The sequence below is a fragment of the Halopseudomonas oceani genome (assembly GCF_002903165.1).
Classification (GTDB): Bacteria; Pseudomonadota; Gammaproteobacteria; order Pseudomonadales; family Pseudomonadaceae; genus Halopseudomonas; species Halopseudomonas oceani.
Genome location: NZ_PPSK01000006.1, coordinates 115,384 through 138,640 on the forward strand (window position 1 = coordinate 115,384; position 23,257 = coordinate 138,640).

17 protein-coding genes are annotated in these 23,257 nt (G+C 61.0%); 14 read left to right on the forward strand and 3 right to left on the reverse strand.

What is annotated here, in order from left to right; all coding sequences use genetic code 11:
* Window positions 1-142: 142 nt before the first annotated feature.
* From C1949_RS08740 to cydC, 5 genes are all read left to right on the forward strand, one after another.
* Window positions 143-1,699, forward strand: a complete 1,557-nt coding sequence (locus C1949_RS08740; RefSeq protein WP_170063033.1) for a cytochrome ubiquinol oxidase subunit I — start codon at window positions 143-145, stop codon at window positions 1,697-1,699.
* Window positions 1,699-2,838 carry a cytochrome d ubiquinol oxidase subunit II gene (gene cydB, locus C1949_RS08745; RefSeq protein ID WP_211287112.1) on the forward strand — a complete coding sequence of 380 codons (1,140 nt, stop codon included), beginning with the start codon at window positions 1,699-1,701 and terminating at the stop codon, window positions 2,836-2,838. Before C1949_RS08740 ends, cydB begins: the two co-directional genes overlap by 1 nt.
* Window positions 2,839-2,854: 16 nt before the next feature.
* Entirely contained in the window at window positions 2,855-2,968 is a 114-nt protein-coding gene (gene cydX, locus C1949_RS08750) for a cytochrome bd-I oxidase subunit CydX (RefSeq protein WP_096004427.1), read from the forward strand.
* Between the two features lie 67 nt (window positions 2,969-3,035).
* Complete coding sequence (cydD, locus tag C1949_RS08755; protein WP_268236198.1) at window positions 3,036-4,670, forward strand: thiol reductant ABC exporter subunit CydD; 1,635 nt, start codon at window positions 3,036-3,038, stop codon at window positions 4,668-4,670.
* Complete coding sequence (gene cydC / locus C1949_RS08760; protein ID WP_170063034.1) at window positions 4,663-6,297, forward strand: thiol reductant ABC exporter subunit CydC; 1,635 nt, start codon at window positions 4,663-4,665, stop codon at window positions 6,295-6,297. Before cydD ends, cydC begins: the two co-directional genes overlap by 8 nt.
* A 138-nt stretch (window positions 6,298-6,435) precedes the next feature.
* On the opposite strand, the gene C1949_RS08765 is transcribed toward cydC, so the two are convergent.
* Window positions 6,436-9,720 (reverse strand): carboxyl transferase domain-containing protein, encoded by a 3,285-nt coding sequence (locus C1949_RS08765; RefSeq protein ID WP_170063035.1) that lies wholly within the window; start codon window positions 9,718-9,720, stop codon window positions 6,436-6,438.
* A gap of 3 nt (window positions 9,721-9,723) precedes the next feature.
* On the reverse strand, window positions 9,724-11,424 hold the full coding sequence (locus tag C1949_RS19410; RefSeq protein ID WP_170063036.1) for an AMP-binding protein: 1,701 nt from the start codon (window positions 11,422-11,424) through the stop codon (window positions 9,724-9,726).
* Window positions 11,425-11,578: 154 nt separating this feature from the next.
* Here C1949_RS19410 and C1949_RS08770 point away from each other — a divergent pair, with 154 nt between their 5' ends.
* Window positions 11,579-12,529, forward strand: coding sequence for a LysR family transcriptional regulator (locus C1949_RS08770; protein WP_104738102.1), 951 nt, complete (start codon window positions 11,579-11,581; stop codon window positions 12,527-12,529).
* Here the strand turns inward: C1949_RS08770 and C1949_RS08775 are convergent.
* Entirely contained in the window at window positions 12,484-14,883 is a 2,400-nt protein-coding gene (locus tag C1949_RS08775; protein WP_104738103.1) for a penicillin-binding protein 1A, read from the reverse strand. The two genes, C1949_RS08770 and C1949_RS08775, sit on opposite strands and share 46 nt — an antisense overlap.
* A 184-nt stretch (window positions 14,884-15,067) precedes the next feature.
* Here C1949_RS08775 and C1949_RS08780 point away from each other — a divergent pair, with 184 nt between their 5' ends.
* The 8 genes from C1949_RS08780 to C1949_RS08815 all read left to right on the forward strand — a co-directional run bounded on the left by C1949_RS08780 (window position 15,068) and on the right by C1949_RS08815 (window position 23,212).
* The gene (locus tag C1949_RS08780) at window positions 15,068-16,132 is read left to right on the forward strand and encodes a pilus assembly protein PilM (protein WP_104738104.1); all 1,065 of its coding nucleotides are present in this window, start codon (window positions 15,068-15,070) and stop codon (window positions 16,130-16,132) included.
* Window positions 16,132-16,710 (forward strand): PilN domain-containing protein, encoded by a 579-nt coding sequence (locus tag C1949_RS08785; RefSeq protein ID WP_104738105.1) that lies wholly within the window; start codon window positions 16,132-16,134, stop codon window positions 16,708-16,710. The genes C1949_RS08780 and C1949_RS08785 overlap by 1 nt, the downstream gene beginning before the upstream one ends.
* Entirely contained in the window at window positions 16,707-17,330 is a 624-nt protein-coding gene (locus C1949_RS08790; protein WP_104738106.1) for a type IV pilus inner membrane component PilO, read from the forward strand. Before C1949_RS08785 ends, C1949_RS08790 begins: the two co-directional genes overlap by 4 nt.
* Before the next feature lie 14 nt (window positions 17,331-17,344).
* Entirely contained in the window at window positions 17,345-17,857 is a 513-nt protein-coding gene (gene pilP, locus C1949_RS08795) for a type 4a pilus biogenesis lipoprotein PilP (protein WP_104738154.1), read from the forward strand.
* A 56-nt stretch (window positions 17,858-17,913) separates the two neighbouring features.
* A complete protein-coding gene (locus C1949_RS08800; protein ID WP_229744399.1) occupies window positions 17,914-19,983 on the forward strand; it encodes a type IV pilus secretin PilQ in 2,070 nt (689 codons plus the stop codon).
* 5 nt (window positions 19,984-19,988) lie between these two features.
* Window positions 19,989-20,498, forward strand: coding sequence for a shikimate kinase AroK (gene aroK, locus C1949_RS08805; RefSeq protein WP_104738108.1), 510 nt, complete (start codon window positions 19,989-19,991; stop codon window positions 20,496-20,498).
* Between the two features lie 90 nt (window positions 20,499-20,588).
* Window positions 20,589-21,668, forward strand: coding sequence for a 3-dehydroquinate synthase (aroB, locus tag C1949_RS08810; RefSeq protein WP_104738109.1), 1,080 nt, complete (start codon window positions 20,589-20,591; stop codon window positions 21,666-21,668).
* Window positions 21,665-23,212, forward strand: coding sequence for an AAA family ATPase (locus C1949_RS08815; RefSeq protein WP_104738110.1), 1,548 nt, complete (start codon window positions 21,665-21,667; stop codon window positions 23,210-23,212). Before aroB ends, C1949_RS08815 begins: the two co-directional genes overlap by 4 nt.
* The last annotated feature ends 45 nt before the right edge of the window (window positions 23,213-23,257 follow it).

Here is a 23,257-nt window from a genome sequence, read left to right on the forward strand (position 1 = left end):
GCGTTCTGCTTGCTGTGCGTCAATTCGCCCAATCGCCGCAGGAGCGATGATTACGGCACACTGTAGTGGCAGTCTTGGGTAACCGGGCCTGTCTGCAGTGCCGAATTGACCTGATGATGACTTCTCCGAGCGGAGTACGCAGATGGATATCGTAGAGCTCTCCCGAATGCAGTTCGCCTTGACGGCGATGATTCACTTCTTGTTTGTCCCCCTGACGCTGGGTATGGCTTTCCTGCTGGCGATCATGGAGTCGGTCTATGTGATGACCGGCAAAACCATTTACCGCGACATGACCCAGTTCTGGGGCAAGCTGTTCGGTATCAACTTCGCGCTGGGGGTTACCACTGGCTTGGCGATGGAGTTCCAGTTTGGTACCAACTGGTCCTACTACTCGCATTACGTCGGGGATATCTTCGGTGCGCCGCTGGCGATCGAGGCCTTGATGGCTTTCTTCCTCGAGTCTACCCTGTTCGGTCTGTTCTTCTTCGGCTGGGAGCGCATGAGCAAGGTCAAGCACTTGGCGGTGACCTGGCTGATGGCCCTGGGGACCAACTTGTCGGCGCTGTGGATTCTGGTTGCCAACGGCTGGATGCAGCATCCGGTGGGCTCGGAGTTCAATATCGAGACCATGCGCATGGAGTTGACCGACTTCGCTGAGGTACTGCTCAACCCGGTCGCCCAGGTTAAGTTCGTCCACACCGTTTCCGCAGGCTATGTGACTGGCTCCATTTTCATGTTGGCGATTTCCAGTTACTACCTGCTCAAGGGCCGCGATCTGGCCTTTGCCCGCCGCAGCTTTGCCATTGCCTCAGCTTTCGGGTTGGCTAGCGCGCTGTCGGTCATCGTGCTGGGTGACGAGTCCGGTTACGAAGTTGGCGAGGTACAGCAGGTCAAGCTGGCGGCCGTTGAAGCCGAGTGGGAAACCCAGGTTCCGCCTGCTTCCTTTACGCTGTTCGGCATTCCCAACGAGGAAGCGCAGCGCACCGACTATGCGCTGAAGATTCCGGCGGTACTCGGCCTGATCGCGACCCGCTCGCTGGACGAAGAGGTCAAGGGGCTGCAGCAGATCAAGGAAGAGAACCTGCAACGCATTATCCGCGGGCAGGAAGCTTACGACCTGATGCAGCGCATTCGCGCTGGCGACAAGTCCTCTGCCACGGTTGATCGCTTCAATGAGGTGCGTGTTGATCTCGGCTTCGGTCTGCTGCTGAGCGGCTACACCGATGATGTGCTGAACGCAACTCCGGAAGAAATCGCCAACGCGGTTGAGGCGACCGTGCCGAAGGTCTGGCCGCTGTTTTGGAGCTTCCGGGTCATGGTTGCCTGCGGCTTCCTGATGCTGCTGCTGTTTGCCTGTGCCTTCTGGCATAGCGCACGCCGCACTGTCGACAAGCCGAAGTGGCTGCTCAAGTTTGCCGTGTTCAGCCTGCCGCTGCCGTGGATCGCGAGTGAAATGGGCTGGTTCGTCGCCGAGTACGGCCGTCAGCCGTGGGCCATCGGTGAGATCCTGCCGACCCACCTGGCTGTGTCGCAACTGAGTCCCGGCGATGTGCTGTTTACCCTGATTTCGATCGCCGTGCTCTACAGCATCTTCGTGATCATCGAGATCTGGCTGATGACCAAGTACGCGCGCAAGGGGCCATCGAGCCTGCACACCGGTCGCTATGACCTGGAAACTGCCGAAGCACAGGAGGCCTGATCATGGATTACGAAGCATTACGGTTCATCTGGTGGCTGCTGATCGGGGTTCTGCTGATTGGCTTTGTGGTAACCGATGGTTTTGACATGGGTGTTGCTGCGCTGCTGAAGGTTATCGGCAAGAACAACGACGAGCGCCGGGTGATGATCAACTCGATCGCGCCGCACTGGGACGGTAACCAGGTCTGGCTTGTTACCGCTGGTGGCGCGTTGTTCGCAGCCTGGCCAACGGTCTACGCCGCCTCATTCAGTGGCTTCTATATCGCCATGATGTTGACCCTGTTTGCGTTGTTCCTGCGCCCGCTGGCGTTTGAATACCGCTCCAAGATCGATAATGAGCAATGGCGCAGCCGCTGGGACTGGGCACTGACCGCCGGTTCAGCCGTTCCTGCACTGATCTTTGGTGTGGCATTTGGCAACCTGCTGCAAGGCGTACCGTTTCACTTTGACGATTTGCTTCGGTTGAAATACACCGGCAGCTTCTGGGCACTGCTCAACCCGTTTGCGCTGCTGGCCGGCGTGCTGAGTCTGCTGATGATCGTCAACCACGGTGCGACCTACCTGCAGCTCAAGACCGAAGGGCAGATCAAGGCCCGCGCTGAGGCGATCTCGTCACTGATGGCACTGGCCTGTGCGGTGGTCTTCGTCATGGCCGGGATCTGGCTGTGGCTGGGTGTTGATGGCTATATCGTCACCAGCGTGATCGACACCAATGGCGGTAACCGCACCATTGAGAAGACAGTGGAAGTGGCTTCCGGTGCCTGGTTCATCAACTATGGCAAGGTGCCGCTGCTCTGGGCCGTACCGGCGCTTGGCGTGATCTGCTTCGTGCTCTGTGCGCTGTTCAGCAAGGCGCGGGCGCACGCCATGGCGTTTGTCAGCTCCGGGTTGGCGATGGCGATGGTGCTGGTCACTACCGGCATCAGCATGTTCCCCTTCGTCATGCCGTCCTCAAGCATGCCGAACCACAGTCTGACTATGTGGGACGCAACCGCCAGTGAAAGCACGCTGTTCATCATGTTCTGGGTGGCCTGTGTGTTTGTTCCGCTGATTCTTGGCTACACCGCTTGGGGTTACTTCGTGATGCGCGGCCGTCTGAACGAGCAGCATATTCGCGACAACACTCACAGCCTGTACTGAAGGGAAGGACAATACTATGTGGTATTTCACCTGGATTCTCGGCGTACTGCTGGCCTCTGCGTTTGGCATCGTCAATGCCATGTGGCTGGAACTCAACGGCTATGTAGGAGAAGAAGATCAAGTCGACTGAGATTGATCCGCGTAGTGCCAGCAGTTGGCTGACCCGGCTGCTGGCGCCGCAGGCTTCCCTGCTCAATCTGGCCCTGCTGTTCGCGCTGGCGGCAGCGGGGCTTTTTGTCTGGCAGTGCTGGCTGCTGGCGCAGCTGTTTTCCGGCTGGCTGGTGGCCTGGCAGCAGGGCGGGCTGGGCGAGACGCAGGCACAGTTGCTGACCGCGTTGCTGCCCTGGCTGGCGCTCTGTCTGATCCTGCGTCCGCTGCTGCAGTATGGCCGCGAGCAGGCAAGCCAATTGGCCAGCCTGCGCGCCCGTGGCGAGCTACGGCGCACCTTGTTGCAGCGTCTGGCGGCGCTGGGGCCTGCGCGGGCGCAACTGGGCGCTGACGCGGAACTCGGCAGCCGTTTGCTGGAGCAGGTCGAGGCGCTGGACGGCTATATCAGCCGTTATCGAGTGCAGCGCCAGCTGGTGCTGCTGGTGCCGCTGCTGCTGGTGGTTTGTACCGCTCTTTTCAGCCCGTTGGCGGCGGTGTTGTTGCTGCTGACGGCACCGCTGGTGCCTGTGTTCATGATTCTGCTGGGCAAGGCCGCGGCCTCGGCCAGTCAGCGCCAGTTCGTTGCGCTGGCGCGGATGAGCGGGCGCTTCAGTGACCTGCTGCGCGGCAGCTGGACGCTGCGCCATCTGGGGGCACTGCCTGCAGCCGAGGCGGAGGTTGAAACGGCCGCCGAGCACTACCGTGCCGGCACCATGCGGGTGCTGCGTATGGCCTTTCTTTCCGGTGCAGTGCTCGAGTTGTTTGCCTCATTGGCGATCGCGCTGGTGGCGCTCTACCTGGGGCTTGGCCTGCTTGGCATTTTGCCCTGGGCCAAGGGCGAGATTCCGGTTCCCTATCTGGGCGCGCTGTTTATCCTGCTGCTGGCGCCGGAGTTCTATGCGCCGCTGCGTCAGCTCGGCGCGGATTACCACGCCAAGGCGGAAGCCGAAGGGGCGATGACCGAGCTGCTGCCGCTGCTCAATCAACAGGTGTGGGCGCACCCGGGGCGTGAGCCGGTGACGCTCAGCGCCGCGCCGCGTATCGACTGTCATCAACTGGCAATTGAGGGTCGCCTGGTGCCGCTCGATCTGCGTGTGCAGGCGGCCGAGCGGGTGGTGCTGCAGGGCGCCAGCGGCAGCGGCAAGTCCAGCCTGCTCGAAGCGCTGCTGGGCTTTGTGCCCTGGCAGGGTGAGCTGCTGATCAATGGTCACTCGCTGCTGGATCTGTCGCGACCGGACTGGCTGAGGCACGTTGGTTATCTGGCCCAGCAGGTGCCGATACTGCACGGCAGCATCGCCGACAATCTGCGCCTTGCCGCGCCCGCGGCCACTGACGCCGAGCTGATCGCTGTGCTGGAGCAGGTCGCGCTCTGGCCGTTGATTCGCCAACTGCCGAAGGGGCTGGAGACCGAACTGGGCGAGCGCGGGCTGGGGCTGTCGGGTGGGCAGTTGAGTCGGCTGGCACTGGCGCGATTGCTGCTGCGCGATACCCCGGTTTGGCTGCTGGATGAGCCAACCGCGCACCTGGACGCCGATACCGCCGAGCTGATTCACGCGCTACTCGAACGCCTGAGTCGGGGGCGCACATTGCTGCTGGTCAGCCATGATCTGCAGGGGCTGGATTGGGCTGATCGGGTGGTGACGCTCGGCCGGCATGAGCATCGCGAGGAGGGCGCTGATGTCTGAGCAACCCATTCGTCTGCGGACCCTGCTGCGCAGCCGCCTCGGGCAGTGGAGTCTGGCGCTGTTTCTCGGCGCGGTGACGCTGTTGTCGGCCATTGGCCTGCTGGCCACCTCCGGCTGGTTTATCAGCGCGGCGGCGCTGGCCGGGCTGGCCACGGTAGCGGCCTACGGTTTCGACTACTTCCGCCCGGCGGCGATCATTCGCTTCTTCGCCATCGTGCGCACGGCAGGCCGGTATGCCGAACGGCTGGCCTCGCACAACGCTGCGCTGGCCCTGCTCAAGGACCTGCGCACCCGCCTGTTTGCCCGCGTTGCCGGGCAGCGCAGGCTGACGCCCGCAGCGCGTTCGGCCATCGCCATGCACCGGCTGGTCGCCGATATCGATCTGCTCGACTTTTTCCCGCTGCGCTTTGTTGCGCCCTGGTTCTGGGCATCGGTACTGACGCTGCTGGTGCTTGGCTGGCTGGCGCTGCTCGACACCTCGCTGGCGGTTGCGGCGCTGCCGGGGTTGCTGCTGGCCTGGCTGGTGGTGCCGAGGCTCGGTGGACGGCTGGCTGCCCGCCTGGCCCGCCGTGATGCCGAACTGGCCGAACAGCGCCGCGAGTTTCTGCTCGACCGTCTGCAGCTGCTGACCTCTCTACTGTTGTGGCAGCGCTGGGACGATCAGCAGTCGGCATTTCTGCAGCAGGATGATCAGTGGCTGGCGCAGCGCTTGCGCCAGCAGAAACTGGTCAGTTTGACGGCGCTGGGGCAGCAACTGGGCCTGGCGCTGGCGTTGCTTGCGGTGCTCTGGCAGGGGCATGCGCTGTTGCAGCAGGGGGCGTTGTCGGTGCCCTGGCTGCTGGCCGCCTTGCTGTCGGTAATGGGGCTGGCCGAAGCGTTGCTGCCGTTGGCGGCGAGCTTTATTTCGCTGGGTTTCAGCCAGGCGGCGCGGGATCGGTTGAATCAGCTGGCCGCCGCCGAGACCGACCTTGCCGGCACCGCAACCGCGCTGCCTGAGCAGCCACTTAGCCTGGTGCTGTCTGGCCTGAGCGCCAGAATGCCCGGCGCGCTGAACGGCCCGGAAAATGTGTCCATCGCCCTGCATCAGGGCGACGTGCTGCTGGTCGAGGGGCCGTCCGGCGGCGGCAAAAGCACCCTGCTGCAGGTGCTGGCGGGCGAGCCGCTGGCGTTCACTGGTGAACGGCTGATCAACGGGCAGGGCTTTGAGCATTGGAATCTGCGTGAGCTGATCGGCTATCTGCCGCAGCAGTTGGATATCTTCGACATGACACTGGCGCAGAATCTGCGCTTGGCTGATCCCGAGGCCACCGACGAGACACTCTGGCAGGTGCTGAACGATGTCGCGCTGGCTGACTGGGTGCGCGGGCGCAAGCATGGCCTGAACACCACGCTGGGCGAGTTTGGTGCCAAGGTCTCCGGTGGGCAGGCGCGGCGTATCGCCTTGGCTCGCTTGCTGCTGACCAAACGGCCGTTGCTGCTGCTGGATGAGCCCTTTGCCGGGCTGGATTTTGATACCCGCGAGCGGGTGCTGGCGTCCCTGCTGCGTCGGCGCGAGCAGGGCATTATCGTAATAGTCAGCCATCAGCAGGTGACGGTCCCGGAGGCTCGCCACCTGCGTATTGGCTAAGGGCCGGGGCTATTTTTCGGCCATGCTGCGTTGTCGGTCGCTTATGTGGGATGACCACACTGCACTCCCTCCGCCTTGCCTGGCCGAAAACTAGCCTCCGGCAGGCAGGCGGGTGAACTAAACAGCAACAGTCTCGGGTTACCAGGTGTCGACGAACGGACGTGTGCCCTTCTTCAGCGCCTCGTCCGGGGCCGAGTGCAGGCCACGCATCAGCCAGTCGCGGGTTTCCAGCGGGTCGATCACGGCGTCGATCTCGAGGAAACTGGCCATGCTGATGCCCTTGCCGCGCTGGTACAGCTCGGCGACCAGTTTCTCGAAGGTCGCCTGACGTTCGCCCTCGTCTTCGATGGCGGCCAGTTCCTTCGAGTAGCCCAGACGCACCGCGCCTTCCAGGCCCATCGCACCGAACTCGCTGCTTGGCCAGCCGATGGTGAACATCGGTGCGTGGAAGCTGCCCGCTGCCATTGCCTGCGCGCCCAGGCCGTAGCCCTTGCGCAGCACCACGGTAAAGAACGGGATGCTAAGGCTGGCGGCGGTGACAAACATGCGCGACACATGGCGCACGGTGCCCTGCTGCTCGGCGTCCGGGCCGACCATAAAGCCGGGGGTGTCGCACAGCGAAACCATCGGCAAGCCGTGGGCCTGACACAGCTGCATGAAGCGCGCCGCCTTGTCACCGGAGACGGCATCAATGGCGCCGCCCAGATGCATCGGGTTATTGGCGATCAGACCGAAGGCGCGGCCCTCGATACGAATCAATGCGGTGATCAGCCCCGGCGCAAACTCGCGGCGCAGCTCCAGCACCGAATCGCGGTCGGCGAGGGTTTCGATGACCTTGCGAATGTCGTACACGCGCAGGCGGTTTTCCGGAATCAGGTGGCGCAGCTCGCGCTGGTCCGCCGCCTCCCAGTCCGTCATATCACCCTGGAAGTAGGACAGGTACTGCTTGGCCACCGCGGTGGCCTCGGCTTCGTCCTGTACCCGCACGTCGATCACCCCGTTCGGGCCGTGCATGCTGGTCGGGCCAACCTGCTCCGGGGTAAAGCGGCCGAGGCCGCCGCCCTCGATCATCGCTGGCCCGGCCATGCCGATGGTGGCGTTCTCGGTGGCGATGATTACGTCGCAGCAGCCGAGCAGCGCGGCGTTACCGGCGAAGCAGCGGCCGGAAACGATGCCGACGGTGGGTACCATGCCGGACAGCCGCGCCATGCGCATGAAGGTGGTGCAGTCCAGACCGGCCACGCCGACCTTGTCAATATCGCCCGGGCGGCCGCCACCGCCCTCGGTGAAGAACACCAGCGGCAGCTTCCACTGCTCGGCCAGCTCGAGCATGCGGTCGGTCTTCTTGTGGTTGGTGACGCCCTGGGTGCCGGCGAACACCGTGTAGTCGTAGGACAGCGCCATGCAGCGGGCGGCGTGCTCGCCAAACTTGTCGGCATTGATGGTGCCGATGCCGTTGATCAGGCCGTCCGCCGGGCTCATCTTCAGCAGCTCTTCGTGCGTGCGGCGTGAACGCTGGGCTGCGAGGGCAAAGCCGCCGTACTCGATAAAACTGCCGTCGTCGAGCAGGTCGGCGAGGTTCTCGCGGGCGGTGCGCTGGCCGGTCTTGCGGCGCTTGGCGACGGCCTCCGGGCGGCGCTCGTCGGTCAGCTCGGCGCGGCGCTCCAGCACTTCCTGCAGGTCGGCGCGGATATGGTCGATGGCGACGGTCTCTTCGTCCTGCTGGGTGTTGCCCGCGACCTCGGCCGGCTCCAGGTAGAGCAGGGCGCTGCCTTCGAACAGGCTGTCGCCGGCGTTGGCCGCCAGCGCGCGAACGATACCGCTCTGGGTCGCCTTGACCACGAACTCCATCTTCATGGCTTCCATGATCGCGACCTGCTGACCGACCGCGATGCTGTCGCCAACCTGCACATCGAGGCTGACCAGCACGCCCTGTACCGGCGCGTTCAGTGGCTCGGTGCCGGCCGGAGCGTCGGTCTGCGTGTGATTGGCGGCGGTGCTGCCGGTACCGCTCTGGAAGAAACGATGCGGGTGGGCGCTGGCGTGGGCGGCAGTCAGGCTGGCGGCTTCGGCTTCGATAAAGGCGGTGGATACGTCGTTGCTCTGCACCTGCGGGTGCTGTAACAGGTTCTGCAGCAGATGCAGGTTGCTGGCGGCGCCCTCCAGACGGAATTCGCACAGCGCACGGTAGGCGCGGCGCAGGGTGTTCGGATAGTCACCGCCCGCGTGCACGATCAGCTTGGCCAGCAGGGAGTCGTAGCGCGGGCTGGTGGTGTAGCCGGCGTAGCCGTAGCCATCGACGCGGATGCCCGGGCCACTGGGTGGCTGATAGGCGCTGAGCGTGCCACCGGCCGGGCGAGTGCTGCCGTCGGCGGCCATGCTTTCCAGATTGATGCGCAGCTGCACGGCAAAGCCGCGGGCGGCGGGGATGTCGGCCTGGGTCAGGCCCAGCTCTGCCAGGGTCTTGCCAGCGGCGAGCTGAATCTGCGTTACGGCAAGATCCAGACCGGTCACCGCCTCGGTTACCGTATGTTCAACCTGAATGCGCGGGTTGGCTTCCATAAAGACAAAATCGCCGCGCTCCTCGTCGAGCAGAAACTCGACGGTACACAGGCCGCGGTAGCCAACCGCGCGGGTTAGGGTGCAGGCGGCGGCGTGCAGTTGCTCGCGCACAGCGGGGTCAAGGCTCGGCGCAGGCGCCACTTCCAGCAGTTTCTGGTTGCGGCGTTGCAGGGTGCAGTCGCGCTCCCAGACGTGGGCAACCTCGGTGCCGTCGCCGATGATCTGCACTTCGATATGACGTGCGCGGCGGATCAGTCGTTCGACATACAGATCGCCACGGCCAAAGGCGGCGGTGGCCTCGGAGCTGCAGCGGGCGAAGGCGTCGTCCAGCTCGGCAAGGTTGTGCACCGCGCGCATGCCGCGTCCGCCGCCGCCAGCCAAGGCTTTCAGCATCACCGCGGCGCCCTCGCCGAGCGACTGCATAAAGTCGCGGGCCTGCTCCAGCGTGGTCGGCTCGTTGGTGCCCTGGGTCAGGGGCACACCCTGCTGCTGCGCCAGTCGACGCGCACTGGCCTTGTCGCCAAAGGTGTCGAGCACCTCAGGCGCGGGGCCGATAAAGGTGATTCCGGCCTGTTGGCATGCGCGGGCGAAGTCGGCGTTTTCGCTGAGGAAACCGTAACCGGGGTGGATCGCATCGCAGTCTTGCTCCTTGGCGATGCGAATCAGCTGGGCGGCGTCCAGATAGGCGGCAACACCCTGGCCCCGCAAGGCGATGGCCTGATCGGCGCTGCGTACATGCAGCGACTGGGCGTCATCTTCGGCGTACATGGCGACGCTCTCGGCGCCGCAGTCAGCGATGGCGCGAGCGAGGCGAATGGCGATTTCGCCACGGTTGGCGATGAGAATGCGGTTGAATGCCATGGGTTAGTTGATCCAGTCCTGTAGTTCCTGTTTTTTGACCTTGCCGGTCGCGGTCATCGGCAGTGTATCGACCAGCCGAATCTCCGGCACCTTGTAGATTGCCATCGCCTGCTTGCACCAGTCGCGCAGCGACTCGGCGCTGGCCTGGCTGCCAGGTTTGGTGATGATGAAGGCAAGGGGCGTCTGGCCGCGCTGCGGGTCGGGCTTGCCGATGACCGCTGAGGCGAGAATGTCCGGGTGCTGGCCGAGCATGGCTTCCAGCTCGCTGGGAAATACGCTCATGCCGTTGACCTTGAGCATCTCCTTGCGCCGGCCGAGGTAGCGGATAAAGCCCTGCTCGGTGATCACGCCGCTGTCGCCGGTATGTAGCCAGCCGCCGTCGCGCAGTGCTTCGGCGCTGGCGTCGGGTTTGTTCCAGTAGCCCTTGAGCAGCGACGGACTGCGCAGACACAGCTCGCCTTCGCTACCCAGCGGCAGCAGCGCACCGGTCTCGAAGTCGCAGACCTTGAACTCGGTACCGGGCACCGGCAGGCCGACAAAGGTGGGCTCGGATTTCAGATCGAAGTCGTCATTCTGCAGGCCGGCGGTAAAGGTGTCGCAGGTGTGGGTTTCTGTCATGCCGAAGCTGGTTTCGAACAGGGTGCAGCCGGTCAGCTCACGCCAGCGGCGGCGGTATTCCGGGGTCAGCTTCTTGATGAAGGAGACGCAACTGGTGGTCTCGAGCGAGCTGAAGTCAAACTCGCCGACCTGCGGGTGATCGAGCACCTCGGAGGTGCTGTCGACCAGCAGACCGGTCTGGGTAACCCGGTAGTGTTGCACGGCGCTCATAAAGGTCAGCGCGTCCCAGCGGGCCAGCAACACCAGCGTGGTGCCGGCGAACACCGGGAACAGCAGGCCGGAGTTCTCGCCGGCGATCCAGAATTCCGGCATGAAGTTCAGGCCGATGCGCTCCTCGTCAAAACCCATGGCGACCGGAACAAAGCTGGCGCAGGTGTAGAGCATGTCACCGTGGGTATGAATGCAGCCCTTCGGCAGACCGGTGGTGCCGCCGGTGTAGTTGAGCGCGGCGGTATCGTCCAGATTCAGCTTGGGCAGGTTCTGCGGTGCGGGATCTGTGGCGGCCAGTGCGGACATCAGGTCGATGTTGTCAGTGACCGGCAGTTTGGGTGCCTGTAGCAGGTCCGGTACCGGAATCGGCGGCTGGGCCGGGCAGAGTTCGGACAGGCTGGTGGAAAACACCTGCTCTAACGCGGTCTGCTCGCGAATCTCGCGTACCACCGGTAGCAACTGGTCGAAGCAGATGATGGCGCGGGCGCCACAATCGTCGAGCTGGTAGCTCAGTTCCATGCCCTTTGCCATCGGGCTGACTGGGGCGTGGATCGCGCCCATCTTGAGAATGCCGTAGAAAGCGATATGCAGCTGCGGGCAGTTGGGCATGAACACCGCGACCCGGTCACCCGGCTTGATGCCTTGGGCCTGCAACAGGGCGGCGCAACGGTTGCTCAGGTCATCCAGCTCCGCGTAGGTCAGTTGGTGGCCATAGAAATGCACGGCAACCCGGTCTGGCGTGGTGCGCGCCCAGTGGGAGAGGTACTCGGTCAGCGGACGTTCGCCCTGCGGGTAGACCGTTGTGGTCGGTTTGCCTGCCGGCCAGACCTTGGTCTGAATCGCCTTGAGGGTATCGAGATAGTCCTGCTCGTGCATGTCCGTGCCTCTTGCTGTTGTTATCGCTCAAGCTTAGGAGCTGTCGAGGCGGATAAGAAGCGATCAATATTCATTCAGAACCATGATTGCTATTCATGATTTGGCTGCAGGCGCGTAATCTCGGGCCTATAGCCCATGGTGTAGGTGTTTGTTGATGAGTGAAAAGAATGATTCCCCATCATTGGCCCGGATTGACCTCAATCTGTTTCGGGTATTTGAGGTGGTTTACCGCGAGCGTAACCTGACCCGTGCGGCGGCGGTGCTGCATGTCAGCCAGTCTGCTGTCAGCCACTCGCTGGCACGGCTGCGTGAGCACTTCTCCGATCCTCTGTTCGTACGCGAAGGCCGCGGCGTAACCCCGACCGCCGCGGCAATGCGGCTGGCGCCCGGGATTATCGACAGTCTGAGTCGGCTGCAGCAAAGCCTCGGCTATCTGCAGCAGTTTGATCCGCAGGAGGATGCCCGTACCTTTACTATTAGCCTGCCGGAACAGCTTGAACCCGTTTTGATCCCGCCACTGATGACCCGGCTACGTGAACTGGCGCCGCGCAGCCGGGTGCGCACCGTGGGTGTGCGCTGGTCTGAGCTGAAGCTGGAATTAGCCGCGGGACGGATTGACCTCGCTGTGCAGATCGCGCGACCGGCGGACGCCAGTCTGCGGCAGATGCAACTGGTCAAGGAACCGCTGTGCGTGGTGGCCGGGCCGCAGTTTGAGGGCGAGCTGACGGCCGACAGCTACATGGCTGCCGAGCACATTGCAGTGGCGTCCTGGCGGCGAGGGCTGTCCTATGAGGATCTGGCGCTGGGGCATTTGGGCCTGATGCGCAATGTGGTGCAGCAGTGCCAGAGTTATCAGGCGGCGAGTCTGGTGGTAGCGCAGACGCCATTGCTGCTGACCATGTCGCGGCGTCACGCCGAGTTGATCAACCGACCGCTGGGTAATCGACTGCTGGACATGCCGTTGCCACTACCGGAGATTGGACTGACGCTTTACTGGCACAAGGGCATGGAGCATGACCCGGTCAACCGCTGGTTGCGGCGCCAGGTCCATGCGTTGGCTCAGAACAACTCGAGTGGCGAGACGCTGCCGTCGCCATTGCTGTAGCTGCCCATCTCCAGCTCGCTATAGGGCGGCGGCGCTTCTTCCTGCTTGAAGATTTCCATGAAAGCGCCGTCGGTACCGGGCGGCGCGCTGCGGCCGGTGGTCGGGTCTATGCGCGCGGTGACAAGGCCTCTCGGCATGCGGGGCAAGTTTTCAGGAACCCCCTCCAGCGCCGGGCCCATGAACCGCATCCAGATTGGCAGCGCAGCGGTGCCACCGTACTCGCGGCGACCAAGGGTGGCCGGTTGGTCGAAGCCTACCCAGACCGTGGCTACCAGGTCCGGATTGAATCCGGAGAACCAGGCGTCCTTCTGGTCGTTGGTAGTGCCGGTCTTGCCGGCCAGGTCGTTACGTCCCAGCGCGCGGGCGCGGACGGCGGTACCACGCCGCACGACATCCCGCAGCATGCTGTCGAGCTGATAGATGGTGCGCGCATCGACGATACGCTCTGCGGCAGAGGGCTCGTCTGATTGCTCTGCCTCCATTCGCTCGGCGTAGGCTTGCAGGCGCGCGGTCTGTTCTTCCGTCAGCTCGGGTGTTACCGCCGGCCGGGCGTAGTCGATCAGCTTGCCGTAGCGGTCTTCGATGCGTTCGATCAGGTAGGGTTTGACCGCATAACCGCCGTTGGCAAAAGCGGTGTAGCCCTGAGCGATTTGGAGCGGTGTCAGCTCGGGGGTGCCGAGCGAAGCGGACAGGTTGCGAGGTAGCTCCTGGCGGCTGAAGCCAAATCGTTCGATATAGCTCAGCGCCTTATCGACACCAAGGTCCTGCATCAGACGGATGGATACCAGGTTGCGTGAGCGGTACAACGCTTCGCGCAGGCGGATTGGGCCGAGGAAGTCACCGCCCGAGTTCTGCGGGCGCCAGATTGAATCAAGGTAGTCGTCGACGAAAATCAGTGGTGCGTCGTTGACCATGCTGGCTGGGTTGTAGCCGTTGTCCAGTGCTGCGCAGTACAGGAAGGGCTTGAAGCTGGAGCCTGGCTGGCGGCGTGCCTGGGTAACCCGGTTGTAATTGCTTTGCAGGAACGAGAAGCCTCCAATCAATGCCTTGATTGCGCCGTCATGCGGGCCAAGCACGACCAGCGCGCTCTGTGCCTCTGGTATCTGCGCCAGACCGAAATTATCGCCTTCGAGGCGGGTCACGCGAATGATGTCACCTGGCTGGAGCACATCCGAGGGCTTGCTTGGGCGCGGTCCCATGCCGTTGGCGCTAAGATAGGGGCGAGCCCACTTCATATCATCCCAGGCAATGATGCCGGCCTGCTCGCGCCGCAGGCGTATCTCGACATTGTCGTCGTTCACTGCAGCGACGAGGGCGGGCTCAAGCCCGCCGGTGCTGCGGTAGCCGTTCAGCAGAGACAGGCCCTGCTCCAGTGTGATGTCGGGGTTGCGTGACTCCGGGCCCCGGTAGCCATGACGGCGATCGTATTCCTGCAGGCCGTCGCGCAAGGCGCTGTTGGCCATTTCTTGCAAGCGGCTGTCGACAGTTGTGTAGACGTTGAACCCCTGAGTGTAGGCGTCGTCACCGTAGCGCTCGACCATTTCCAGACGTGCCATTTCAGCGATGTAGGGCGCCTCCATCTCCGGGTTGGCGCCGTGGTTGCGTGCGGTAATCGGAGTGGCGACAGCATCGCGATAGCTGGCTTCATCTATGTAGCCAAGCGTCAGCATGCGATCAAGAATCCAGTCGCGACGTACCTTGGTGCGTTCGGGGTTGGCAATCGGGTTGTAGCGAGAGGGGGCCTTGGGCAGGCCGGCGATCATTGCCAGGTCCGCGAGCGGCAGCTCGTTGATCGACTTGCCGTAATAGACCTGGGCCGCAGCCTCAATGCCATAGGCGCGATTGCCGAGATAGATTTTGTTCACATACAGTTCGAAGATTTCCTGCTTACTGAGGTTGCGTTCGATCTGAAGAGCGAGCAGGATTTCGTTCAGCTTGCGTGAGAACACGCGTTTGCTGGACAGGAAATAGTTTTTTGCGACCTGCATGGTGATGGTGCTGCCGCCGGTCTGAATGTGGCCGGTCTGAACCAGCTCTGCTGCAGCCCGCAACAGCCCCATCGGGTCAACGCCGTGGTGATTCAGGAAGTTGTCATCTTCCGCGGCAAGCAGCGCATGGACGAAGTCCGGCGGAATCTGTTCGTAATTGATTGGGAACCGGCGCATTTCGCCGAACTCTGCAATCAGTCGGTTATCTGTGCTATATATCCGCAACGGAGTCTGCAGTTCGACGTCACGGAGGGACTCGACGTCAGGAAGCGATGGGCTCAAATAGAGCGCAACGCCGCTGAGAACCATGGCTGGGGCGCATGCCAGCGCTAGGGCTGACCAAAATAAAAACTTCAGCAGTCGCATAAGGGATGCGGAATTCCCTGATTAATTAGAACGTTAGCAGGATTGCTAAACGAGAACGGGATAACAGTCTGCATTATAAGCGTATTTTTTTTGTTTTAGCCATTTGCGCTTGTACAAGTCCTGTTATTTAATGTAGGAAAACATAAACCGTCCGTAAGTGTCGGATGCTGATAGGAAATTGGCTGTGCTAGGGCTCTTCAAGAAAAAAGCGAATACGCTGCTGGGCATCGACATCAGCTCCACCACCGTGAAGCTGCTTGAACTCAGCCGCTCCGGTGGCCGCTACAAGGTCGAGGCCTATGCGGTCGAACCTCTCCCCGCCGGGTCGGTGGTTGAGAAAAATATCGTCGAACTGGAAGGCGTCGGACAGGCGCTGGAAAAGGTTCTCGCGCGATCAAAGTCATCTCTCAGACAGGGCGCCGTTGCGGTAGCCGGGTCCGCGGTCATCACCAAGGTGATCGAAATGGATGCCGGGCTTGATCCTGATGAGATGGAAGAACAGATCAAGATCGAAGCCGACCAGTACATTCCCTACCCGCTCGATGAAGTGGCAATTGACTTCGAGGTTCAGGGTGTCTCTCCCCGAAATCCTGCCAGAGAAGAAGTGCTGCTAGCGGCCTGTCGTCGTGAGAATGTCGATATTCGCGAAGCGGCTCTGGCGTTGGCCGGGCTGACCGCCAAGATCGTTGAAGTTGAAGCCTACTCGATGGAAAGGGCGTGTGAGTTGGTAATCGGTCAGCTGGATGGCGGCGATGATGGCCTGACCATCGCGGTGATCGATATCGGCGCCACGATGATGACGCTAAGCGTGCTTAGCGGTGGGCGCACCATTTATAGTCGCGAGCAGCTGTTCGGCGGCAAGCAACTGACAGATGAGATTCAGCGCCGTTACGGCCTGTCCCAGGAGGAAGCTGGGCTGGCCAAGAAGCAGGGCGGCCTGCCGGACGACTATGAAGTCGAAGTGCTGGGCCCCTTCAAGGATGCGGTGGTTCAGCAAGTTTCGCGCTCGCTTCAGTTCTTTTTCGCGGGTGGCCAGTACAACGATGTTGATTACATACTGCTGGCCGGTGGTACCGCTTCGATTCCAGGGCTGGATCAGCTGGTACAGCAGAAAATTGGTACCACCACTCTGGTTGCCAACCCCTTTGCAAATATGACCCTGTCCAACAAGGTTGACGCGGTTGCCCTGAGCAACGATGCGCCGGCCCTGATGATTGCGTGTGGTCTGGCAATGAGGAGTTTTGACTGATGGCTCGCATTAACCTGTTGCCCTGGCGCGAGCAGCTAAGGGAAGAAAGAAAAAAGGAATTTCTGACAATTTTGGCGCTGGTGGTTCTGTTTGCCGGTGCGCTGGTGTTTCTGGGAGACCGGTACGTCAACGGGCAGATCGAAAATCAGAACGCGCGTAACGCCTTCATCAAGAGTGAAATTGCTCAGCTAGAGCGGCGTATCAAGGAGATTGAGCAGCTTCAGGCTCGTCGTGCCCAGTTGCTGGATCGGATGAAGATTATTCAGGATCTGCAGGGCAAGCGGCCAATCATTGTTCGAGTCTTTGACGAGCTGGCACGCACGCTGCCCGACGGAGTCTACTTCACTGACGTTGGAATGAAGGGCAGTTCCATCTCTATCAAGGGGGGGGCTGAGTCCAACAGTCGTGTGTCTAATCTGATGCGTCAGCTGGATGCGTCTGACTGGCTGGCCGCTCCGAACCTGACTGCCGTCAAGGCGGTTACCTCGGGTGCTCTGGATCAGGCCAACGTGTTTGAGTTGACCGTAAAACAAACCGAGCCCAGAGCCGGTGCCGCTGAGGGAGAGCAGCAGCAATGAGTTTCGCTCAATCTATGGAGAGCTTGAAGAAGGTCGATTTTAATGACCTGGACTTCAACAATATCGGCTCGTGGCCGGGCGCGCTCAAGGTCATCGTCTGTATCGTGGTCTTTGTCGCTCTGTTGGCTGCGGGTTACCAATTTCACCTCAAGGACCTCAAAGCGGGCCTGGAAAGGGTGCAGGCGCAAGAGGTCACGCTGCGCAAGGAGTTCGAGGACAAGTCCTTCAGGGCGGCCAACCTCGAAGCCTACAAGGAGCAGTTGGCTGAAATTGAAGAGCGATTCAGCGGGTTGCTCAAGCAGTTGCCTAAAGACAGCGAAGTGCCGGGGCTGCTGGAGGATATCACCCAGATGGGCTTGAACAGCGGTCTGGAGTTCGAGTCGATTACCTTGCGTCCCGAGGTGGCCAAGCAGTTTTATGTCGAGCTGCCAATCAATATCGTGGTGCGGGGCAGTTACCATGACCTCGCTACCTTCGTCAGCGGTGTCGCGGGTTTGCCGCGAATCGTGACCCTTGGGGACTTCAACATCAAGCCAGTTAGTTCGGGTAACCCGGATCTGCTGGTAATGAATATTGTCGCGAAGACCTACCGCTATAACGAAGCCGGAGGTCAGCAATGAAAATGACCAAACGAATGACCGGTTTGGCCGTGCTGGCGGCGCTGTCGCTCAGCGGTTGTGGCGGTAACGACTTCTCTGATCTCCAGCGTTTCATGGATGAGGTGCGGGCGCGGCCAGCAGGCAAGATCGATCCTCTGCCGCGGTTTGAGCCCTACGAGGCATTTACCTACAGCGCGGCGTCGTTGCGCAGCCCGTTCCAGCCGCCGATCAAAATTGATCTGTCGCAGCGGCAGAAAGGGTCGCAAGACATCAAGCCTGATGAGAATCGCGTCAAGCAGTTCCTTGAAGGTTTCAACATTGAAAGTTTCCAGATGGTCGGCACCATCAGCAATGCCGACGGTATGCAGGCGCTGATCACGGGCGCAGGTAGTGTTCACCGGGTGAAGGTGGGGGACTATCTGGGGCGTAATCATGGGCGTGTCACCGGGATTGAAGAAAATCGCGTTGATGTAGTGGAAATCGTGCCGGACGGAGAAGGCGGGTGGTTGGAACGACCGCGCACCCTCAGCCTTGCTGAGCGCGGGTAGGACAACCAGGGAGAGAAAACATGAACTGCAAACAGTCACGCGTGGAACGCAAGCAAATGTCTCTGACCAGAATTATGCCGCTCGCAGCATTGATAACACTGTTGAGTCCGCTGGCCCTTGCGGCCGACCTGCAAAGCATGGATGTCGCGTCCCTGCCGGGCGATAGGGTTGAGCTGAAATTGAGTTTTGATGAACCGGTTACCGGTTCGCCCAAAGGCTATACCATTGATCAACCTGCCCGGATTGCACTTGACCTGCCTGGGGTCAAGAACAAGCTCGGTGAGCGCGGTCGCGAGTTGGGTCTTGGTAATGCCCGAAGTGTTACAGTTGTCGAAGCGGGCGATCGAACTCGTCTGATTATCAACCTGACCAGTCTCGCGCCTTATACCACACGTGCTGAAGGCAATGACCTCTACGTCATGGTAGGGGCCGCCGCAGCAGCTCCGACGGCGGGGGCTACCTCTCCGGTCGTCACCAACAGCAATTGGCGAACCGACAGCGAGCCGGCAGTATCCAGCCCTGCCACGGTTAGCGGCCGGGCTATCAGCAGTCTGGATTTCCAGCGTGGCAGCGACGGTTCTGGCAACGTCATCATTGATCTGACTGATCCGACCATCAAGGTGGATGTGGAAGAGCAGGGGGGGCGCGTCAGGCTCAACTTCCCGAACACCCGTCTGCCTGATGAGCTGCGCGTTCAGCTTGATGTCAAGGATTTCGCGACACCGGTCAACTTTGTCAATGCCAGCGGCAGTGGCAACAATGCGACCATCGTGATTGAGCCGACCGGCTACTACGAGCATCTTGTCTATCAGGCAGATAACCGCCTGACGGTCAGTTTCAAACCGCTGACCCGCGCTGAGGTCGAGCAGCGTCGTGCTGATGCTTTCACCTACACCGGTGAAAAGCTGTCCCTTAACTTCCAGGATATTGAAGTACGCTCGGTATTGCAGTTGATTGCCGACTTCACTGACCTCAATCTGGTCGCCAGCGACACGGTTCAGGGCAGCATCACCCTGCGTTTGCAGAACGTGCCTTGGGATCAGGCGCTCGATCTGGTCTTGAAGACCAAAGGATTGGACAAGCGTCAGGTAGGCAACGTGCTGCTGGTGGCACCTGCCGACGAGATTGCTGCACGCGAGCGTCAGGAGCTGGAGGCACAGAAGCAGATTGCTGAGTTGGCTCCGCTACGCCGTGAACTGATTCAGGTCAATTACGCCAAGGCGGCGGATATTGCCAAGCTGTTCGCCTCCGTCACGGCTGCTGATGCGGACTCGCAGCGTGGTTCGCTCACGGTTGATGAGCGCACCAACAGCATCATTGCACTTGAGACCCAGGAGAAGCTCGATGAGCTGCGTCGAATCGTGACCCAGCTCGATATCCCGGTCCGCCAGGTCATGATCGAGGCGCGGATCGTCGAGGCCAACGTTGGTTTTGACAAGGCGCTGGGTGTGAATTGGAGTGGTGAATTGACCGTTGGTAATAGCGACAAGTACCGGGTGTATGGTGATGACGGCCTTGCTTCGACCGCCAATACCCCGTTTGTGGATCTCGGTGTCAATGCCGCAACCTCAGGCATCGGTATCGGCTTCGTAACCGACAACACCGTTCTCGATCTGCAGCTATCCGCCATGGAAAGCACTGGTAATGGCGAGGTTATTTCCCAGCCGAAGGTAGTAACTTCGGACAAGGAGACTGCGAAGATCCTCAAGGGTTCCGAGATTCCATATCAGGAAGCAAGCTCTAGTGGCGCAACTACGACCTCGTTTGCCGACGCGGTGCTCTCGCTGGAGGTGACGCCTCAGATTACGCCTGACAACCAGGTGATCATGGAGGTCATTGTTACCAAGGATGAGCCTGACTTTTCTAATCAGGTCAACGGTGTGCCGACTATTCGCAAGAATGAGGTCAATGCGAATATCTTGGTGGCTGATGGCGAAACGATTGTGATTGGTGGCGTATTCCAGAGTGAAACCTCAACTTCTCAGGAAAAGGTTCCCTTCCTTGGTGATCTGCCCCTGCTGGGCAAGATGTTCCGCCGGGATATCAGTGCCGAAAGCAAAACTGAGCTGCTGATCTTCCTGACGCCGCGTATTATCAATAACGGTGCAATCACGCTGGCCAGGTAAATTCCTTGCGTAACGTCTTTCTTATTGGCCCGATGGGTGCTGGAAAAAGCACCATCGGGCGTCTTCTTGCCAAGGAATTGAAATATCCCTTCAAGGACTCTGATCGCGAGATTGAGGAGCGCACTGGCGCCGATATTCCGTGGATTTTCGACGTCGAAGGCGAGGAGGGGTTTCGTCAGCGAGAGGAGGCGATGATCGCGGAACTCGTTCACGAAGGTGGAATTGTGCTGGCGACCGGTGGTGGCGTTGTGATGCGCCCCGCCAATCGTGCGGCGTTGAAGTCCGGCGGTCTGGTGGTTTATCTGCGTACCAGTGTTGAGCAGCAGTTGCAGCGCACAGCCAAGGATCGCCAGCGCCCGCTGTTGCAAACGGCGGACCCTGAAGCGGTTTTGCGTGATTTGATGGCCAAGCGCGACCCTCTCTACCGGGAGATTGCGGACCTGATCATTGAAACGGATCAGCGTGGCCCTAAGGTTGTGGTTAACGCGATTCTTGCTCGTCTTCAAGAAGACTGAGTTTGCACGCCTCTGCTCGCTAGCTCCCCCTCCCGTATCGCTGCTTCCCGCGACTGTTGTATGCTGTGCCCGCTGAATGGGAGTGCTTTGATGCAGTGTCTGAATGTCGATTTAGCTGATCGTAGTTATCCAATTTATATCGGTGCGGGCCTGATGGCCCAGGCCGAGTTGTTCGCGCGTCATATTGGCGGTCGGCAGGTATGCATCGTGACTGATGATACCGTTGCGCCGCTTTATCTTGAGTCCTTGCAGCAAGTGCTCAGTGACTACAAGGTAACCTCGGTTATCCTGCCGACGGGCGAGGCCTATAAGACCTGGGCTACCCTGCAGCAGATATTTGATGCCCTGCTGGCGGCGCGTCACGATCGCAGGACGACCTTAATCGCTCTGGGCGGTGGTGTTATCGGCGATATGACTGGCTTCGCCGCAGCGTCTTACCAGCGGGGGGTTGACTTCATTCAGGTGCCCACGACGCTGCTGTCCCAGGTGGATTCCTCTGTCGGCGGCAAGACCGGCATCAATCATCCGGCTGGCAAGAACATGATTGGTGCGTTTTATCAGCCCAAGGCGGTGCTTATTGACACGGATAGTCTGAACACGCTGCCTGAGCGGGAGGTGAGTGCCGGGCTCGCCGAGATCATCAAGTATGGCCTTATTCGTGATGAAGCCTTCCTTGGTTGGCTTGAGCAGAATATGGCGGGGTTGCGGCAGTTAGACGCCGGGTTGGTCACCCAGGCTATCCTGCGTTCGTGCGCTATCAAGGCTGAAGTCGTTGCGGAAGATGAACGTGAAGGCGGGGTGCGGGCGATCCTGAATCTGGGGCATACCTTTGGTCATGCGATCGAGGCTCACCAGGGGTATGGCAGTTGGTTGCACGGCGAGGCGGTTGGTGCCGGAATGGTTATGGCGCTGGACCTGTCGGCCCGGCTGGGCTGGATCAGCGCGCAGGGTCGTGCGCGCGGGGAGGCTGTTATCGCGGCCGCAGGCCTGCCTACATTGGCTCCGGTTGGAATGCGGGCAAGTGATTTCGAGCGGTTGATGGCTGTCGACAAGAAGGTGCTGGATGGCCAACTGCGGCTGGTGCTGTTGCGTCAGATCGGTGCCGCTGAGGTCACTGCCGATTATGACGTCGAAGCGCTTCGAGCCTGTTTGCAGGAAAGCGAGCAATGAGCAACGGATTTGATGAGGTATTCAGCGCGGTAAACAACTCTGATGAGCTGCTGGAGCACTACCAGCTCAATCATGACCCCTTTTCGGCGCGCACCCCCGGGTTTAAATTTTTCACCCCCAAGAGAAGACCGGTTCTGGCCGAGCTGCATCACCTTGCCCGCTATGGCGAGCAGATGCTGGTCGTTGCTGGTCCGCTTGGGGCGGGCAAGACATTGCTGCGCCAGGCGTTGGTCGCCAGCAGCAACAAGGATGCGGTGCAGTGCGTTGTTCTGTCGGCGCGAGAGCATGCGTCTGAAGCGGCGTTGCTGGCACAAATCTGCCAGGCTCTTAATACCGAGCAGCGCGATGTGGCGAGCCTGCTGGCGAAAGCACAGCAGAGTGAGTTGGTCGGTATTCAGCTTTATATTGTTATTGATGACGCCGAGTTGCTGGAGTCCTCGGCGATTAGCATGCTGAGCGAAATAGCTGAAGCAGGTAGCTTCGCGCCACGGGTCTTCTTGTTTGTCGACAGCGAAGGGCTCGAGCGATATTCCAGCGTCCTCAATGCGGAGGAAGGTTCCAGCATCCATGTGGTAGAGCTCGCCGCGCTGGGGCTGGACGAAACGAGAGAGTATCTCGCGCAGCGCCTGGAAGGCGCGGGTCAGGGTATTGAGCTGCTTACTGATCAGCAGGTTGACGAGATTCATCAACGCAGTGCTGGATGGCCTGGGGCTATCAACCAGGTCGGTCGCCAGGTGATGGTTCAGGCAATGCATGAAGGGCCCGTCGCGTTGGGCAGTGGTGGCAGTCGCGGACTGTCTTCAAAATTGCTTCTTGCGGCAGGGCTGGTAGCTGTTGGTATCGGGGTCGCATGGTATCTGGGTGACAAGGCGCCAGCCGAGCCCGAGCGCACGGTGCTGCAGTTGCCCGAGCCGGTGGTTGAGGCTCAGGTCGGGGTTCCGGAGCCGGTTGCGCCGCCAGCACCGGCTCACAATGCAGGGCAGAGCGGTGTGCAGTCTGATGCGGCTGCGCCGGTGGCGGCTGTGGACAGCGTACCTGTTGTGGTCGCACCTGAATCGTCGCCGGAAGTGGCGGTTGCTGAAGAAGTGGCGGCTGCTGAAATTGCACCACAACCAGCACCGCAACCAGAGCCAGCACCACAATCACAGCCAGCCCCAGAGCCAGCACCAACGCAAGCTACGGTGCCAACTCCCGCACCGCCCGTCAGTCGGGCTGAAGCTGATGAGCCGGCTACAGTTTCTGCTGCCGGAGGTCCCCACCGCAGTGACTGGTACCGCGCGCGCTCAGGGTCGGAATACGTAGTACAGTTGCTTGGGACTCGTTCAGAGCAGGCGGCCCGAAGCTTCGTCAGCAAGCACCCTGGTGTACAGGATGTGGGGTATTTTGAAACGACGCATCAGGGCGCGCCCTGGTTTGTGGTGACGCAAGGGATCTATAGCTCGCGACAGGCAGCTCAGGCTGGTGTCTCTTCCTTGCCAGCAGCGCTTCGAGACAGCAAACCCTGGCCGCGCAGCATTGCAGATATCCAGGCGGGTCTGCGTTAAGTCGAGTGCCCGCCGGTGCAAGGCTGGCGGGGTACTTTCGGGCGG

Coding starts and splice junctions, on each gene's coding strand:
- C1949_RS19410 (WP_170063036.1), bottom strand. CDS start 11,424: ATGCACGAGCAGGACTATCTCGATACCCTCAAGGCGATTCAGACCAAG.
- C1949_RS08800 (WP_229744399.1), top strand. CDS start 17,914: ATGTCTCTGACCAGAATTATGCCGCTCGCAGCATTGATAACACTGTTG.
- C1949_RS08775 (WP_104738103.1), bottom strand. CDS start 14,883: ATGCGACTGCTGAAGTTTTTATTTTGGTCAGCCCTAGCGCTGGCATGC.
- cydC (WP_170063034.1), top strand. CDS start 4,663: ATGTCTGAGCAACCCATTCGTCTGCGGACCCTGCTGCGCAGCCGCCTC.
- C1949_RS08785 (WP_104738105.1), top strand. CDS start 16,132: ATGGCTCGCATTAACCTGTTGCCCTGGCGCGAGCAGCTAAGGGAAGAA.
- C1949_RS08790 (WP_104738106.1), top strand. CDS start 16,707: ATGAGTTTCGCTCAATCTATGGAGAGCTTGAAGAAGGTCGATTTTAAT.
- C1949_RS08765 (WP_170063035.1), bottom strand. CDS start 9,720: ATGGCATTCAACCGCATTCTCATCGCCAACCGTGGCGAAATCGCCATT.
- C1949_RS08740 (WP_170063033.1), top strand. CDS start 143: ATGGATATCGTAGAGCTCTCCCGAATGCAGTTCGCCTTGACGGCGATG.
- C1949_RS08770 (WP_104738102.1), top strand. CDS start 11,579: ATGAGTGAAAAGAATGATTCCCCATCATTGGCCCGGATTGACCTCAAT.
- cydX (WP_096004427.1), top strand. CDS start 2,855: ATGTGGTATTTCACCTGGATTCTCGGCGTACTGCTGGCCTCTGCGTTT.
- pilP (WP_104738154.1), top strand. CDS start 17,345: ATGACCGGTTTGGCCGTGCTGGCGGCGCTGTCGCTCAGCGGTTGTGGC.
- aroB (WP_104738109.1), top strand. CDS start 20,589: ATGCAGTGTCTGAATGTCGATTTAGCTGATCGTAGTTATCCAATTTAT.
- C1949_RS08815 (WP_104738110.1), top strand. CDS start 21,665: ATGAGCAACGGATTTGATGAGGTATTCAGCGCGGTAAACAACTCTGAT.